The organism is Bacillus cereus group sp. MG20, assembly GCF_040459885.1.
In the GTDB taxonomy this organism is placed as follows: Bacteria; Bacillota; Bacilli; order Bacillales; family Bacillaceae_G; genus Bacillus_A; species Bacillus_A cereus.
This window is the reverse complement of the sequence record NZ_JARVHF010000001.1, coordinates 4,322,585-4,337,299: the sequence shown is the minus strand read 5'-3', so window position 1 is coordinate 4,337,299 and position 14,715 is coordinate 4,322,585. Positions and strand designations below refer to the sequence as shown.

Sequence of the window (14,715 nt, the reverse complement as noted above, 5' to 3'; positions counted from 1 at the left end):
TTTAATGGGTTTTACATATTTTCATTAGGCAAATTCCGAGAAATCGTATGATAAAATTAAAAATGACGAGGAGAGGATCAGATGGAATTCGAATTTTTCTTTCAAATTGCACTTATTTTATTAAGTACAAAGCTTGCTGGTGATCTTAGTGTTAGATTAGGTCAACCTTCTGTACTAGGTAAATTAATTGTCGGTATCGTTATCGGTCCAGCTGTATTAGGTTGGATTGAAAATTCAGAGCTTCTAACTCAATTAAGTAATGTCGGAGTTATTCTTTTAATGTTTATGGCTGGACTTGAAACAGACTTAGAAGAATTAAACGCAAATCGTAATTCTTCTTTAGCAGTTGCACTCGGAGGTATCATTCTTCCATTCGTAGGTGGTTACGTTTCCGGTCTTGTGATGGGAATGGAACAAGGAAACGCTGTATTCTTAGGATTACTTCTATGTGCGACAAGTGTTAGTATTTCCGTACAAACACTTCGTGATTTAGGTAAAATGAAAACACGTGAAAGTACGACGATGCTTGGAGCCGCTGTATTTGATGACATTCTTGTTGTTATTTTATTAGCATTTGCAATGAGCTTCTTAGGTACTGATGATGTTAACTTAACAATGGTTATCTTGAAGAAAGTAGTATTCTTCGCTTCTATTATTTTAATCGGATGGAAAGGTGTTCCTGCGATTATGCGCTGGTTATCACCACTGCGCGTATCTGAGTCTATCGTGAGCGCGGCTCTTATCATCTGTTTCTCATTCGCATATTTCGGCGAATTATTAGGAATTGCTGGTATTATCGGTGCTTTCGCTGCTGGTATTGCAATTTCTCAAACAAACTACAAACATGAAGTAGAAAAGAAAGTAGAACCAATTGCTTACGCTATGTTCGTTCCCGTATTCTTCGTTAGTATCGGTATGAATATTACATTTGACGGTATCGGCAATCAAATTTGGTTCATCTTAGCATTAACTGTTATCGCTGTATTAACGAAATTAATCGGCTGTGGATTCGGTGCTCGAATGACTGGATTTGACGCTAAGTCTTCTGCAATTATCGGTGCTGGAATGGTTTCTCGTGGTGAAGTTGCACTTATCATCGCAGGAACAGGACTTTCTTCAGGTCTATTGGCACAAGATTACTTTACAGCAATCGTTATTGTCGTTATTTTAACTACAATGATTACACCACCAATGTTAAAATACACTTTTGGTGCAAAAGATAAAGCAATGAAAGCAAGTAAATAAATTTACTATAATAAAAGGAGATTGCTATTTTATAAGATAGCAATCTCCTTTTTGTTTTATCTTTAAACAATCCCGTTCTTTTTTAACCATTTTTCAAAAATAATTCGTGCTTCATCATCATCAATATCATTCCCAAATGAATACACCATAATGCCATAATCATCTATATATTTACCTAGCTTCATTCCCTCCACTTTCTTATAAAAATCGTCTGCCTCATAGTGCGGAATATAAGCATCCCAAACTGGTTCATTTATTCTTTTGTACGCCGTCACTTCTAAATCATATCCGTCTTCATAATATCCGATGTGATAATGTTTGTTAGGATCATATTTCTCCATTAAAAGTCCCCTCCTACTAAACAAGAGCGAGCCTTATATTACAGCTCGCTCCTCTCTCTATTTATTAAATACGCTCCATCGCTGTCTTCAACGTTCCAACAACGAAAGCAATCTCTTCACTTGAAATAACAAGAGGCGGCGCTAATGTTAAAACGTTATTATATCCTGCTGTTGTCATACCGTTTCGTCCTATAATTAAGCCCTTTTCTTTACAAGCATTTACAACACTTGCTATTTTATCATTATCAATTGGCTCTTTCGTCTCTTTATCATTTACTAATTCAATCCCAACTAATAGACCTTTTCCTCTAATATTCCCAACAAGTGGATGTTCCCCAATTTCATCTTTTAGTTGCTCTAATAAAAGGGAACCCATTTGTGCAGATCGCTCAATTAAATTTTCATTTTCCATAATCTCTAAATTTTTAAGTGCTAATGCACAAGCTGCTGGATTTCCACCAAATGTATTAATATGGCGGAAAAATTCATATTCTCCTTTACCTTTAAAAGCCTCATATATTTCTTTTTTCACAGCTGTTGCAGATAATGGTAAATATGCGCTCGTAATACCTTTTGCCATTGTAATAATATCTGGCTTCACATCATAATTCATAAATCCGAATGCTTTTCCTGTACGTCCAAAACCGCAAATCACTTCATCACTAATAAGCAAGGCACCGTGTTTTTGACACGTCTCATGAACAGCTTTCATATAGTCTTGTGGTGGCATTAATATGCCCCCGCCTGTAATAATAGGTTCCATAATAAACGCAGCAATTGTTTCACTTAATTCCCACGTCATAACACGATCGACTTCTTTCACACATTCTACATCATAAATATGCTGTCCTTCAATTTCAGGCATACGGTAACAATCCGGTGGTGTTACATGTAAAAAACCTGAAGCAAACGGCTCATATTGATATCTACGCTGCGCTTGTCCCGTCGCTGCCATTGTCGCCATTGTATTCCCGTGATACCCACGGTAACGTGACATAAATTTATAACGATGTGGTTCACCTTTTTGAGCATAGTATTGTCTTGCTATTTTAAAAGCTGTTTCGTTCGCTTCTGAACCACTATTTGAGAAGAAAATAACATACTCTCCCCCAAGCCACTCATTTAACTTTTCAGCAAGCTTTATAGCTGGCTCATGGGATTGTGACATTGGAAAGTATGATAATGTTTGTAATTGCTTATAAGCCGCTTCTGCGAGCTCTTTTCTTCCATATCCACTATTCACACACCAAAGGCCACTCATACCATCTAAATATCTTTTTCCTTGTATATCTTCAACCCAGCACCCTTCAGCTTTTGCCCCTACCATTGTACTATTTGGACTAAAAGGACGCATTCCGTGCCAAACATATTGCTCATCTTTTGCTAATAATTCATCAGTTTGCTTCGTTTTCATCATTACTTCCACCTTCCATAACAACTTATTTTTCACAAAAGCTGCGCTGGTGCCATGATGACTTAAATTTCTCCCTGCTATTTTCATTCCACAAAATTAAGACAAATCCTACTTACAAATCAGTAATATTTACAAGAAAATGACAAAAGAAAAAAGAGCTTTTCTTATCTATCGAAAAGCTCCTCTTTTATTTAATGTGAAGACGCATCGCTAATGCCATGACCAGTATTAGATTTCACTAGAATTTCATCAAATTTCGCTTCATCTTCTTTCTTACTAGATAAAACCGTTCCTAAATATGCTGCAAGAAATCCGAGTGGAATTGAAATAATTCCTGGTGTCGTATATGGGAATAACGCTTCCCCAACAAAAATAGCTTTTCCAGCTACAGGATTCCAAACATTCGGACTCAACGCTACGAGAACAATTGCTGATACGAGACCTACAATCATACCCGAAATAGCACCCGTTGTATTAAAACGCTTCCAATATATTGTAAATAAAATTACTGGTAGATTTGCACTCGCTGCAACTGCAAATGCTAATGATACTAAAAATGCTACGTTTAATGTTTGGGCAAATAATGCAAGTATGATAGATAGTATCGCTACTCCAATAGATGCATAACGAGCCATGGATACTTGCTCTTTTTCCGTTGATTTTCCTTTACGAATGATTTCATTATAAAAATCATGAGCGAATGCTGATGCTGCTGTTAATACAAGACCTGCCACTACAGCCAAAATCGTTGCAAAAGCAATTGCTGATACGAAAGCAAATAAGAAGTCTCCACCTAACGCTTTGGCTAATAAAGGTGCCGCCATATTACCAGCTGGGTTCGCTTTAATAATCGCTTCATTTCCTACAAACGCTGCCGCACCAAATCCTAAGAAAATCGTCATAATATAAAATGCACCAATTAACCACGTCGCATATACGACAGATTGACGCGCAGTTTTTGCATCACGTACTGTAAAAAATCGGACAAGTATATGCGGTAATCCAGCTGTACCAAGTACTAGTCCTAAATTTAAAGAAAGTGTATCAAGACCATCCTTATACTTTACACCTGGATTTAAAAATGAATCTTTTAAAGGTGTAGCTGTTTTCATTTGAGCGAACATTTCAGTCACGCTGAAGTTGAATTTTGCGAAAACGATAACAGAAATAATAAACGTACCAGCCATAAGTAATACAGCCTTTACGATTTGTACCCAGCTCGTTGCTGTCATACCTCCAAAAATAACATACACCGTCATAAGTGTTCCAACGATTAATACAGATGTCGTATATTCAATCCCTAATAATAATTTAATAAGTGCACCCGCGCCAACTAATTGTGCAATCATATAAAAGATAGAAATCGTCATCGTATTAAGAGCTGCAACTCCGCGAACTTTTTTCGCATCAAAGCGTGCTGCAATCATATCCGCCAAAGTGTACTTTCCTAAATTTCTAAGCGGTTCTGCAACAAGATACAGTACAACTAAATAAGCAACTAAAAAACCGATACTATAAAAGAATCCATCAAACCCAGTTAATGCGATTGCTCCGGCTATACCAAGAAATGAAGCAGCAGACATGTAATCTCCAGCGATGGCCAGACCATTTTGCCAACCAGTTAATCCCCCTCCGGCCGTATAAAATTCACTCGCATTTTTCGTTTTTTTCGATGCAAAATATGTTATGACGAGCGTACCAAGAACAATAATTAAAAATAGTGCAAATGCAGTAGTATTCAAGTTCAGCCCCTCCCTTTTTGCATATCTTGCAGAATTTTTTGGGAGATTTCATCAAATGACTCTGCTTTTTTGCTATAAATCATACATAGTGCCCATGTCATAATAAATTGGGAAAAAGCAAATACCCACGCCCATGTAACGTCACCAAATGCAGGTGTATTAAGCACCTTTGAATACGACGTTAAAATAGGTAATGCGATAAAAAAACTAAAAAAGAAAATACTCATTGGAATGATAAACTTCTTTTTCGTATTTAATAACAATTGAAATTCTTCCGACTGAACAACCTCTGTATAATTCACCTCATTTTGCAACTTACGTGCTGACGTATCATCTCGTTTCATTAACCGATCCCCTCTCTTACTTGAAATACACTTCCCCCTTGCATACCTAAGGTTAAATTTTATAAATATTCAGAAACTTATACTCATTTTAGACAATCCATACATTCATGCAAAGATTTTTCGATAGACATTTTTCGGCAATTTCCCCCAAATTTTTAATATACTTTTTCAAAATAAAGTGACACCTTACTTTTTTTCTTCATTAAGACAAAAGCAGTGCTTAACGCACTACTTTTGTCTTTTTTTCCTTTTCCAAATTACGAGCTGTTTCGCTTAACTCAACATCTTTTCCGTCTTTAAGTGTTCCAAATATAAAATCGAATACTGGATTTGAAACACCGAACCAAAACTTTTCGTTTTTATAATGGTGTAATATATGTTGTTTTTTTAGCCATCTTCCAAACTTAGTGACGGGACGAATCGGTCTATGGGCAATATAATGTTTCCATTCGTAAACGAGCAGCATGATAATCATTCCGATTCCAAATGAAAGTGTAATAGTAACACTTTTTGTAATACCATATGCTATAAGCAAATAAATAGTAAAACTAGGTATACTAAACCATACAGGTAAAAACAAAAGTTTTAAATCCTCTGGATATACGTGGTGATCATAATGTAATCTTCTTAACATTTTTAATAGAAATGTGTTTTTAGGTGGCTTTATATGGAATAAAAAACGATGTGTCATATATTCATTAAGTGTATAGAAAACAATCCCAAACATGCATGCTAACATGCCAATCCAAGAGAAAAATTGCATTTTTAAAATAATAATGAAAATAAATAGAATGCTATACATAATAACGATATCATGTTGTAAAAAGAACTCTTTCCCCACTTTCTTCATCTTGTTTCCCCCTTTTCCCAAAAAACAGCCGCAACATATCGTTACGACTATTTCTTTTCTATTCTTATTCTATTCACTTTACAAATTTGCCTGCTGTTCTATTGTCGAGAAAAAATTATTTGGTCCAAATATATTTTGCTTCGGAATAATATGTTCCACTGCAAACACTGTTACTTCTCCTCTTTGCACTTCTCCAATAATGAGACCAAATATTTCATGATTTACTGCAAACGTCGGTTGCTTTGTTTGTAGCAATCTTGCAGCATTATGAAATACCGCTTCATATAGTGGATTTCTATCAGTAATTTCTTTTCGGATTTTTGGCGCTAACGTAATGATAATTTCTTTTCCGTCAATAGTGGTTCGATACATAAAAATCTCCCCTTCAATCTTATGTGAACAACTGTAAAGCTTTGTATGCAAAATGTATAGAGTAACCTACTAAAATAATACCTGCTCCAGCTGTTATGTAGCCAAGTGCTTTTGGTTTTAATAAAGTTCTTCCAAAATGTACAGAAAAAGCAATATTTAAATTCCATAAAATAATGCCAGCAATAATGCAAAGACTGTACAAAAAAGCTTCTTGTTTCGTTACCTTCGTAAGTAATGAGCTAAGTGTACTTCCGTATATACCAAACCAAAAAACAAGATTTAATGGATTGGATATCGCAATTAAAAATCCTGCCATAAACGATTGTTTAAGGCCACCTACCTCTTCTTTTTTATATTCCATATTCGAGTGGAAAATTCCTTGTTTTACACTTTGAAATCCTAAATAAAATAACAAGAAAAAACCCGTGCAATACATGAAGGCTTGTACATATGTATACATAAACACAGAAGATAAACCGAAATAAATGAGTAACATAAATAAAACATCTGCAGTCATTCCACCAATTCCAACAACCCAAGCATGCCAAAACCCACGTTCAATTCCTCGTTTTAACATTTCAATATTAATCGGCCCTACTGGTGCAGCTAATGAAATACCTAATACGATTTGCTGTATAATTGCTCCAAACATCGCTCTATCCTTTCTACTCTCTTTATTACTAGTTAATGATATAATTTGAAAAAATAGACTAGCTTTCATAATAAAATACCCTTTTTTATCCAAAATATACAAAAGAGCCATCTAGGTGATGGCTCTTACTTTTTTATCTTATGAAGAAACGGGCATTTCCCTTTTATTGGTTCTACATCGTCTCCTATGAAATATTGTTTCCATTCACGATGCTCTGGGTCACCATAATGACTAATGTTAGGATGTTTCGGCAATTGATCCCACTTTTCAACTCGCTCACGGACCATTTGTCTTGAATATGCTCCTTTAGGACGATCTCCCTCTAATCCATCAAAAATAGTGCGTGGCTGAAACCCAATAACGAGAGCATTCCCTAAATGTCTAGTTTTTCGTTGTTTATAAGCTGGCGCATTTCCAAATGCGAATATTGGCTCACCACCAAATGAAAATTCCCATAAATAATGGTCTGGATCTTCAGGAATTTGCTTTGGCCATGCTTGATCATCGTTTTCATGCAAATACTGTAGCACTTTCCAAAAATAATCACGGTAATATTCGAGTGATTGTTCTTCACATTCCGGTTCTATAAAAAGGAAAAAGCCCCTTCTTACAATCGGCCTCTCTTTCATTAACTCTAAAAAAGATAACATTGTATGCGGCAAATGACTCCAATCATTATGAGACAGAAATGAATAACGAAGTTCATTCTTTTTCAAAGCTGTTAAACCGAAATAACATGGAAAAGTTGGTTCTAACACGACACTTGAAAAAATCTCAAATTCTTTTGCAACCCAATCCGGTATGTCGGTTCTCGTTCTTATTCCTTCATTATCTAATAAATAAGACTTATTCATTCTTTCACCTCATTATGTATAGCATTCAATTAAGAATATTACATACTCGGCCTGTCCTATACCTATTTAAAAATTTGACTGAAAAATTATTTAAAAATACAAAAAATAAAATCGCTTACTTGACTAAATTCTCCCAATTCGTGTATATTTAAATTAATCATTTAGCAGAATATTCAAGAATATAGCATTTTTAGTTTATATTATTTTTTAAATGAATTTCACTAAATGAAAATAGTAAACGCTTTTAGGAGGAATTATAACATGCAAGGAAAAGTAAAATGGTTTAACAACGAAAAAGGTTTTGGATTTATCGAAATGGAAGGCGCTGACGATGTATTCGTACATTTCTCTGCTATTCAAGGAGACGGCTACAAAGCTTTAGAAGAAGGTCAAGAAGTATCTTTCGACATTACTGAAGGTAACCGCGGACCTCAAGCTGCTAACGTAGTAAAACTTTAATCCAACATATAACAGGAGGTTACCTTACTTGGTAACCTCCTTTATTATTCCTTTGTATATTTCCGTTTTACAGAGCAAAAACTATGTGAAATGCGCAATATACAAAGGAGGCAGTAACAATGGGATCAGAAGTAAATGATTTTGAAGAAGTAAAATTCCGTGTAGAAACAGCACAAAAAATGGTAGGATCAGCAACAATTTCAATGGATCCAGATACATTAGAGCATGCTACTACTGCAGTAGAAGCAGCTCGCTCACAGCTTGAAATTATGAAATCTGTTGCAGTAGATTTAGATGAACCATTTTTAATGAACGAGGAAAAGAAACTAAGCAAATGCGAGCAGCAATTAAACGAAGCAAAGCACTAAAAAACATCCAGAGAATTTTCTCTGGATGTTTTTTTATGACAACTGTTCTCCATACTTTTTCAATGTTTCTCCAACTGTACATTGTCTTATACAAAATGAATGAGCATAATATTTACTATTTGTCTTTCGATTATGTTCTCGCAAGAAACATCCTTCACAATATGTTTCTAATAAGTCATTTACCTCTGTAATGAGTTGCTTTTTATCCACCTTTGCACCTCTCTATTCGGTTATTTCTTTATGACTATCAATGACTGTCCCTTCTAATGCTTGCGTTGCTAATTGATGTGCTTCTTTATTTTGTTTTCTAGATATCGGTTCACATACAAGTTTTAATTTCATTTGCTTCGCCTTTTGTTCAATTTGATCTAAATAATGGTTTAAATGCTCATCATAACAAGGCCATTCTCCGGCTAATTGCTGCAGTACCACTTGTGAGTCTCCGTGAAGTGTAACTGCTTCATACTTAATCCCTAGTTCCTCGAGTATATTCATACCGTATAATAATGATGCATATTCCGCTTCATTATTATCATATATACCTTCTATATATGCATTGCGGCGAATGCGGTAGTTTGTATTTCCTTTTTTATAATACACACATATACCAACGCCAGCTTCTTTCGTTTGCACATCATACCCCCCATCAAAATAAACTAGTATTTCTTGGGGCTCTTCCTCTACTTGCTTACTTAACTTTTTCATCTCTTTTAATGACCATTCTGCGTCCATTTCATCGTAAAATAAAAGTTCCTTAGCTCTTCCTGTTTTCTCAAAATCCTCTGCAAATTGAAGTACTTCTTCTATGTTCATATACTCTGTTGTTAATTCCGTCTGCAATCCACGCTTCGTTTTATACAACCAATGAATTTTATATTTCATACTACATTCCCCTTATGTAAGACTTCTTATATATATCCGGCTAATTGAAGCCTCACTTTATTTTATTATATTTTATCTAGAGTCACAGCATTATATTCAATATGATTACATACAAAAAGAGCTATCCCTATAGGAATAGCTCTTTCATCTATTACATAAATCTTTCAAATTGTACTCGCTTATTAATCCAGTACATTACAGGCATACCAATCGCCATGACAACAAATTCACCAATTGCACAAGTTAACCAAGACAACATAAATGGTAAACCCAATGCAAGATGAAGTTCAATTGCAATCATAAACATTGTAATTGTAAAGATAACTGTATTAAAAATCATACGAGCCCAAACACCTTTAATAAATCGCATAGAAATAATCGTTGCAACTAACGCAAGAATAGATTGCCCTACTCCAAATACTAAATCGTAAGCGATCATAGGTGAGAAAAAGAGATTCGTTAAAAATACACCTAATACAATTCCGTAAATTGCTTTCTTGTTAAATACAACGAGATGATTAAACATCTCTGAAATACGAAATTGTACATTCGTAAAGCCAAATGGCTGAATAAGCATAGAAACAGCAATATATAATGCCGCTAAAATACCATTACCGACTAAAGTTCTAATATTCATGACAAAATCTCCTTAGTTTTTTTACGTGGGATGGTTTCGAACCACGTTATTCGTTTTTTAAGCAACAAGATTATATTTTACGTGGTAGCCCCTCTTTCGTCAATAGATTCCTATCATAAACTACCTTTTTCCTTTTAGACAACGTATAATGAAACATATGAAAGATTTAGGAGGTTTCACTTCATGACAGCAACAATTCAAAATGAAAAAGTGATCGTTTCCATTTCTGACAAAGGTGCAGAATTACAGAGCGTTCGCTTAAAAGAAGACAACACAGAATATTTATGGCAAGGTGATTCTACTTATTGGGGACGCCGTGCACCAATTTTGTTCCCAATTGTCGGCCGATTAGTAGATAATACATACTACGTAGACGGTAAACCATATTCATTAACACAACACGGTTTCGCTCGTGATCTTACTTTCTCTGTGAAAGAACAAAGCGAAACAAAAATCACTTATATCGTTACTAGTAATGAAGAAACATTAAAAAAATACCCATACGAATTCGAATTACTCGTTTCTTATGAGCTAGATGGACAAAGCGTTCATGTAACATATGAAGTAAACAATCCTACTTCTAAAGAGATGTTCTTCTCAATCGGAGCACATCCTGGATTCAACTTCCCCTTATTGGACGGTGAATCATTTACAGATTATCATTTATCATTTAATGGTTCGGAACGCTTAGAAACAAGCGTATTAGAAGGACCTTATCTTTCAAACAAAAAGCAATTAATCGCTGAAAATACAACTGAATTGCCACTTACATATGATTTATTCAAAAATGATGCGCTTATTTTTGAAAATATGAATACGAATGAAATTTCGATCCGTTCTCATAAACATAATAAATTTGTAAAAGTAGAATTTGATGGCTTCCCATTTGTTGGCGTATGGACACCAGGGGATAACGCACCTTTCTTATGTATTGAACCTTGGTATGGAATCGCTGATGAAATAAATCCAGCAAAAGATTTCAAGGACAAAAAGGGAATTCAATCTTTACAAGCGAATGAAACATTTACATGTCGTTATAGCATCACAATCGGATAACTACTCTATCCCCTACTTCAAAAAATATTTAAGTAGGGGATAATCTTATAATTTGGAGGTTTCTCATTTTGATTGAAGTATATATTGATGGTGCATCAAAAGGAAATCCTGGTCCTTCTGGTGCAGGAGTGTTTATTAAAGGCGTTCAGCCGCCTGTACAATTATCATTACCACTTGGAACAATGTCCAATCATGAAGCAGAATACCGCGCTTTACTTCTAGCATTAAAATATTGCATCGAGCATAATTATAGCACTGTCTCTTTTCGTACAGATTCCCAGCTTGTCGAACGGGCTGTTGAAAAGGAATACGCAAAAAATAAAATATTTGCACCTCTTTTAGATGAAGCGCTGCAGTACATAAAAAACTTCGATCTCTTTTTTATTAAGTGGATTCCAAGTAGTCAAAATAAAGTAGCTGATGAATTAGCTAGAAAAGCTATCTTACAAAATTAACGGGGGTATGAGTGTGAAAAAAGAGTGGATTGCTCCTCTTGCTTTATTATTTGTCTCTTTTATTTGGGGAGCTACGTTTGTTGTCGTTCAAAACGCTATGTCTTTCGTTGGTCCATTTACGTTTAATGGTATTCGCTTTTTATTCGCTGGAATTATTTTATTATTCGTTCAAATTATTTTCTCACAAAAAACTTCAAAACAAGATATAAAACATAGTAGCACGGCAGGGATAATCGTTGGTTTTTTCTTATTTGTCGGTTATTTATTGCAAACATTTGGCTTACTCTATACAACATCTTCAAAAGCAGGTTTCTTAACTGGGCTAAGCATTGTTATGGTCCCAATCTTATCATTTATCTTTTTAAAACAAAAAGCTACCATTTTCATCGTACTTGGTATTGCTGTAGCTACAACAGGTTTGTACTTATTAACAGCTGCTGATTCTTTCCAATTAAATATAGGAGATATACTTGTTCTCGGTTGTGCAGTCGCTTTCGCTGCCCATATTCTTATTAACGGCTTCTTTTCTAAGAAAATATCACCTTTATTATTAAGCACATCTCAAGTATTAGCTGTTGGTATATTTTCTTCTATTTGCGCTTTCTTGTTTGAAGATTGGGAAAAGTTATTTTCAGTATCACTATGGACGAATCAATCCTTTTTATTCGCACTCTTTCTAACTGCCCTGTTTGCAACATCTATTGCTTTTTTCATTCAAACATCGGCACAAAAACACACTTCTCCAACGAGAGTAGCAATTATTTTCGCAATGGAGCCCGTTTTTGCTGCCTTAACAGGCGTTCTCGTTGCAAATGAACAACTTTCTATTTCTGCTATTATCGGATGTCTATGTATTTTCCTAGGCATGATTTTTGTTGAATTACCTTCCAAAACAAAAAAAGAAGCGCAGGCTGCGTGAAGTTACGCTTGTAACTTCCGCATAAAAGCCTTAGCGCTTTTTTTATCTGTAATTTCTTCTTCTTTCAATCGTTCTAATAACGCAACGAAATAACTACCATCAAACTGCAATTGATGTTTAATTGTCGCTTCTATTGCTGCGTTCACAATCCCATCAGACGCACCAGTATATCCTTGTCCGAACATAATAAACCCTTGCGCTTCCTCTGATAATTTAAATCCTTTCGTATGTAAGAATGAAAGATAATCTTCTACTGTTTGCATGTTATTCCCACCTACTCAAAAATTCTCCATCTCCTATCATACATGTTTTTACACACTATGAGAATGAAATTTCTTTGACAACTTTGTAAATCAATCTTCTACTTCGCTTACAATGGAGGATTTTCTAACAATCTGAAGGAATATGTAAAGTGGAACTTATTTCATATTAAAGGGGAGACACGATGAAACAAGCACTATTAATTATCGACGCTCAACAAGAATTAATTGATGGAAATGAGCAAGAAAATGCAGTTTTTCGTAAAACCGAGCTATTATCTACACTAAATATAGCACTGCAGAAAGCAATAGATTCAAATGCTCTTATTGTTTTCGTAAGAGATATCGATGTTGCTTCTGGTAGTGGCGAAGGATTTGAAGTACATAATCAAATTCAAGTACCCCAGTCTGCAATCCTTATTAATAAAGCAGCAACCAATTCATTCTACGGCACTTCTTTACTTGAACTTTTAAAAGAAGAAAACATTAATCATATTGTTATAGGCGGATGTAAAACCGAACATTGCATTGACACTGCGGTTAGGACAGCAACTGTACAAGGATTTGACGTTACATTAATTAAAAACGGGCATTCAACAACTGATTCTAACGTATTGTCTGCAGAACAAATTATTGGTCATCACAATAAAACTTTACACGGTCATTATAACGTTGATAATTTTTCTATGGTGAGAGATATCGAGGAAGACCTCTTTCAGCCAACTCATGACCAATATCGTGATTAAATTGGATAAAGTGAAACTTTAATCAGTGGTGGTTTGTTGATCCCCCACCTAACTTCTTTGCTTCCGCTGAATTTTTTGGGTGGGAGTCTTACTGCCCGGCAAATAGCGGGATAAAAAAAAGAATCCTTCATTTAAAAGGATTCTTTTTTTATCCAAAAATTTGCGCTGCAATACTATATAGTTCACCATTTCTTTTTAATAACCGATTACTATTTTTCATCATAATTGGTGGTGTATTCACCTTTTTAAAACCAGCAATCTCTAATTCTTTCATAAAATCGTTCTTTCCTTCTGGTACATCCATTCTTAATTTTCCATTATGCCCTCTTGCTAAATCATGTACTATTCTCATTGCCATCGCATTATTTTTAGCAACGACTGGTCCTATTATTTTATTTTCTGGCGTTTGTATACTCAAACCATATCCTAGTACATTTTGTTCCTTATCTTTCACAACATTGCATTGTTCACTTTGCATAATCCTTTTCTTTAAAAACACCTTTCGATTTGTTCCAAACGCATTTTCATCTATTTTTATTATTTTTTCTAAATCACACTCTTCATAATTCATCATATAATCTTCATTTTCTATACAATGATTATTCGCATTGTACGAGTTACATATATATTTAGAAACATAGCTTACTTCCCTGAATCCTAACTTTTCGTATAAAGGCTTTCCCTCATCCGTAGCAATCAACATAATGGGAGTATGAGCTAGTACACTCTTAATACATGAATCTGTTATCATCTTTCCAATTCCTCTTCCCTTATAATCTGGATGTACAATTACCATTCCGATAGATGCCAACGCCTCCCCATATAATATTATTGCTGCGCTAGCAATAAGTTCCTTTCTCTCATTCCATACGCCGTATACAATACCTGAGTTAAAAATTGTTTCAACTTCTTCCCTGTTATAATCCCAACCAATATAAGAAGATAATGGTACAATATCGCCTATTTGTTCTTCCCTAAGACGCTCCAACCTAATTTCTAATTCACTCATACTCCATCCCCTTATCTAGACATTTAAATCATTATTACTAAATCAACTTGTACATGTTTCCCTTTATTTGTCACACACATATGTTATTTTGACCAAGACTATATTGTAAA

Annotated in this window: 20 protein-coding genes and 1 riboswitch; of the genes, 7 read left to right on the top strand and 13 right to left on the bottom strand. The window is 34.8% G+C overall.

All coding sequences use genetic code 11. The annotated features are described in order from the left end of the window. Positions 1–81: 81 nt before the first annotated feature. Positions 82–1,245, top strand: a complete 1,164-nt coding sequence (locus QCI81_RS22295) for a cation:proton antiporter (RefSeq protein WP_000393901.1) — start codon at positions 82–84, stop codon at positions 1,243–1,245. Positions 1,246–1,307: 62 nt separating this feature from the next. Here QCI81_RS22295 and QCI81_RS22290 read toward each other — a convergent pair whose 3' ends face one another. The 8 genes from QCI81_RS22290 to QCI81_RS22255 form a co-directional block, all read right to left on the bottom strand. Next, positions 1,308–1,586 carry a DUF3986 family protein gene (locus tag QCI81_RS22290; protein WP_000417068.1) on the bottom strand — a complete coding sequence of 93 codons (279 nt, stop codon included), beginning with the start codon at positions 1,584–1,586 and terminating at the stop codon, positions 1,308–1,310. A gap of 64 nt (positions 1,587–1,650) precedes the next feature. Continuing rightward, positions 1,651–3,000: an aspartate aminotransferase family protein gene (locus tag QCI81_RS22285; protein WP_000850962.1), complete on the bottom strand. Its 1,350-nt coding sequence runs from the start codon at positions 2,998–3,000 to the stop codon at positions 1,651–1,653. A 191-nt stretch (positions 3,001–3,191) separates the two neighbouring features. Beyond that, positions 3,192–4,742 (bottom strand): solute symporter family protein, encoded by a 1,551-nt coding sequence (locus QCI81_RS22280; RefSeq protein ID WP_001098240.1) that lies wholly within the window; start codon positions 4,740–4,742, stop codon positions 3,192–3,194. Positions 4,743–4,744: 2 nt separating this feature from the next. Next, the gene (locus QCI81_RS22275; RefSeq protein WP_023521588.1) at positions 4,745–5,086 is read right to left on the bottom strand and encodes a DUF485 domain-containing protein; all 342 of its coding nucleotides are present in this window, start codon (positions 5,084–5,086) and stop codon (positions 4,745–4,747) included. 220 nt (positions 5,087–5,306) lie between these two features. After that, positions 5,307–5,936: a sterol desaturase family protein gene (locus tag QCI81_RS22270; protein WP_063546957.1), complete on the bottom strand. Its 630-nt coding sequence runs from the start codon at positions 5,934–5,936 to the stop codon at positions 5,307–5,309. Between the two features lie 78 nt (positions 5,937–6,014). After that, a complete protein-coding gene (locus tag QCI81_RS22265; protein ID WP_000286361.1) occupies positions 6,015–6,308 on the bottom strand; it encodes a hypothetical protein in 294 nt (97 codons plus the stop codon). Positions 6,309–6,327: 19 nt separating this feature from the next. After that, complete coding sequence (locus tag QCI81_RS22260) at positions 6,328–7,071, bottom strand: LysE family transporter (RefSeq protein ID WP_113304022.1); 744 nt, start codon at positions 7,069–7,071, stop codon at positions 6,328–6,330. Positions 7,072–7,085: 14 nt separating this feature from the next. Beyond that, a complete protein-coding gene (locus QCI81_RS22255; RefSeq protein ID WP_071730816.1) occupies positions 7,086–7,814 on the bottom strand; it encodes a YqcI/YcgG family protein in 729 nt (242 codons plus the stop codon). Positions 7,815–8,075: 261 nt separating this feature from the next. On the opposite strand from QCI81_RS22255, the gene cspB reads away from it, so the two are divergent. Then, a complete protein-coding gene (cspB, locus tag QCI81_RS22250) occupies positions 8,076–8,273 on the top strand; it encodes a cold shock-like protein CspB (RefSeq protein ID WP_001161731.1) in 198 nt (65 codons plus the stop codon). A 119-nt stretch (positions 8,274–8,392) separates the two neighbouring features. Continuing rightward, positions 8,393–8,641, top strand: a complete 249-nt coding sequence (locus QCI81_RS22245) for a DUF2564 family protein (protein ID WP_000534400.1) — start codon at positions 8,393–8,395, stop codon at positions 8,639–8,641. Between the two features lie 33 nt (positions 8,642–8,674). On the opposite strand, the gene QCI81_RS22240 is transcribed toward QCI81_RS22245, so the two are convergent. From QCI81_RS22240 to QCI81_RS22230, 3 genes are all read right to left on the bottom strand, one after another. Then, on the bottom strand, positions 8,675–8,851 hold the full coding sequence (locus QCI81_RS22240; RefSeq protein ID WP_000358801.1) for a zinc-finger domain-containing protein: 177 nt from the start codon (positions 8,849–8,851) through the stop codon (positions 8,675–8,677). A gap of 12 nt (positions 8,852–8,863) precedes the next feature. Continuing rightward, positions 8,864–9,523: a ribonuclease H family protein gene (locus tag QCI81_RS22235; protein ID WP_000875546.1), complete on the bottom strand. Its 660-nt coding sequence runs from the start codon at positions 9,521–9,523 to the stop codon at positions 8,864–8,866. 151 nt (positions 9,524–9,674) lie between these two features. Beyond that, positions 9,675–10,160, bottom strand: a complete 486-nt coding sequence (locus tag QCI81_RS22230) for a QueT transporter family protein (RefSeq protein WP_001026474.1) — start codon at positions 10,158–10,160, stop codon at positions 9,675–9,677. Between the two features lie 6 nt (positions 10,161–10,166). Continuing rightward, positions 10,167–10,211: riboswitch (PreQ1 riboswitch) on the bottom strand. Between the two features lie 132 nt (positions 10,212–10,343). Here QCI81_RS22230 and QCI81_RS22225 point away from each other — a divergent pair. The 3 genes from QCI81_RS22225 to QCI81_RS22215 all read left to right on the top strand — a co-directional run bounded on the left by QCI81_RS22225 (position 10,344) and on the right by QCI81_RS22215 (position 12,590). Beyond that, on the top strand, positions 10,344–11,216 hold the full coding sequence (locus QCI81_RS22225; protein WP_065482965.1) for an aldose 1-epimerase family protein: 873 nt from the start codon (positions 10,344–10,346) through the stop codon (positions 11,214–11,216). Between the two features lie 68 nt (positions 11,217–11,284). Continuing rightward, complete coding sequence (locus tag QCI81_RS22220) at positions 11,285–11,671, top strand: reverse transcriptase-like protein (RefSeq protein ID WP_000573877.1); 387 nt, start codon at positions 11,285–11,287, stop codon at positions 11,669–11,671. A 13-nt stretch (positions 11,672–11,684) separates the two neighbouring features. After that, a complete protein-coding gene (locus tag QCI81_RS22215; RefSeq protein ID WP_000712599.1) occupies positions 11,685–12,590 on the top strand; it encodes a DMT family transporter in 906 nt (301 codons plus the stop codon). A gap of 2 nt (positions 12,591–12,592) precedes the next feature. On the opposite strand, the gene QCI81_RS22210 is transcribed toward QCI81_RS22215, so the two are convergent. Further along, positions 12,593–12,853, bottom strand: a complete 261-nt coding sequence (locus QCI81_RS22210; protein ID WP_001195212.1) for a DUF6123 family protein — start codon at positions 12,851–12,853, stop codon at positions 12,593–12,595. A 182-nt stretch (positions 12,854–13,035) separates the two neighbouring features. On the opposite strand from QCI81_RS22210, the gene QCI81_RS22205 reads away from it, so the two are divergent. Next, positions 13,036–13,596, top strand: coding sequence for a cysteine hydrolase family protein (locus QCI81_RS22205; protein WP_000806310.1), 561 nt, complete (start codon positions 13,036–13,038; stop codon positions 13,594–13,596). A gap of 148 nt (positions 13,597–13,744) precedes the next feature. Here QCI81_RS22205 and QCI81_RS22200 read toward each other — a convergent pair whose 3' ends face one another. Next, positions 13,745–14,605 carry a GNAT family N-acetyltransferase gene (locus tag QCI81_RS22200; RefSeq protein WP_071730814.1) on the bottom strand — a complete coding sequence of 287 codons (861 nt, stop codon included), beginning with the start codon at positions 14,603–14,605 and terminating at the stop codon, positions 13,745–13,747. Between the last annotated feature and the right edge of the window lie 110 nt (positions 14,606–14,715).

Bases quoted from the DNA above. Each gene is read 5' to 3' on its own strand.
- QCI81_RS22295 (WP_000393901.1), top strand. From the start codon at position 82: ATGGAATTCGAATTTTTCTTTCAAATTGCACTTATTTTATTAAGTACA.
- QCI81_RS22290 (WP_000417068.1), bottom strand. From the start codon at position 1,586: ATGGAGAAATATGATCCTAACAAACATTATCACATCGGATATTATGAA.
- QCI81_RS22285 (WP_000850962.1), bottom strand. From the start codon at position 3,000: ATGAAAACGAAGCAAACTGATGAATTATTAGCAAAAGATGAGCAATAT.
- QCI81_RS22275 (WP_023521588.1), bottom strand. From the start codon at position 5,086: ATGAAACGAGATGATACGTCAGCACGTAAGTTGCAAAATGAGGTGAAT.
- QCI81_RS22270 (WP_063546957.1), bottom strand. From the start codon at position 5,936: ATGAAGAAAGTGGGGAAAGAGTTCTTTTTACAACATGATATCGTTATT.
- QCI81_RS22265 (WP_000286361.1), bottom strand. From the start codon at position 6,308: ATGTATCGAACCACTATTGACGGAAAAGAAATTATCATTACGTTAGCG.
- QCI81_RS22260 (WP_113304022.1), bottom strand. From the start codon at position 7,071: ATGGCTCTTTTGTATATTTTGGATAAAAAAGGGTATTTTATTATGAAA.
- QCI81_RS22255 (WP_071730816.1), bottom strand. From the start codon at position 7,814: ATGAATAAGTCTTATTTATTAGATAATGAAGGAATAAGAACGAGAACC.
- cspB (WP_001161731.1), top strand. From the start codon at position 8,076: ATGCAAGGAAAAGTAAAATGGTTTAACAACGAAAAAGGTTTTGGATTT.
- QCI81_RS22245 (WP_000534400.1), top strand. From the start codon at position 8,393: ATGGGATCAGAAGTAAATGATTTTGAAGAAGTAAAATTCCGTGTAGAA.
- QCI81_RS22235 (WP_000875546.1), bottom strand. From the start codon at position 9,523: ATGAAATATAAAATTCATTGGTTGTATAAAACGAAGCGTGGATTGCAG.
- QCI81_RS22230 (WP_001026474.1), bottom strand. From the start codon at position 10,160: ATGAATATTAGAACTTTAGTCGGTAATGGTATTTTAGCGGCATTATAT.
- QCI81_RS22225 (WP_065482965.1), top strand. From the start codon at position 10,344: ATGACAGCAACAATTCAAAATGAAAAAGTGATCGTTTCCATTTCTGAC.
- QCI81_RS22210 (WP_001195212.1), bottom strand. From the start codon at position 12,853: ATGCAAACAGTAGAAGATTATCTTTCATTCTTACATACGAAAGGATTT.
- QCI81_RS22205 (WP_000806310.1), top strand. From the start codon at position 13,036: ATGAAACAAGCACTATTAATTATCGACGCTCAACAAGAATTAATTGAT.
- QCI81_RS22200 (WP_071730814.1), bottom strand. From the start codon at position 14,605: ATGAGTGAATTAGAAATTAGGTTGGAGCGTCTTAGGGAAGAACAAATA.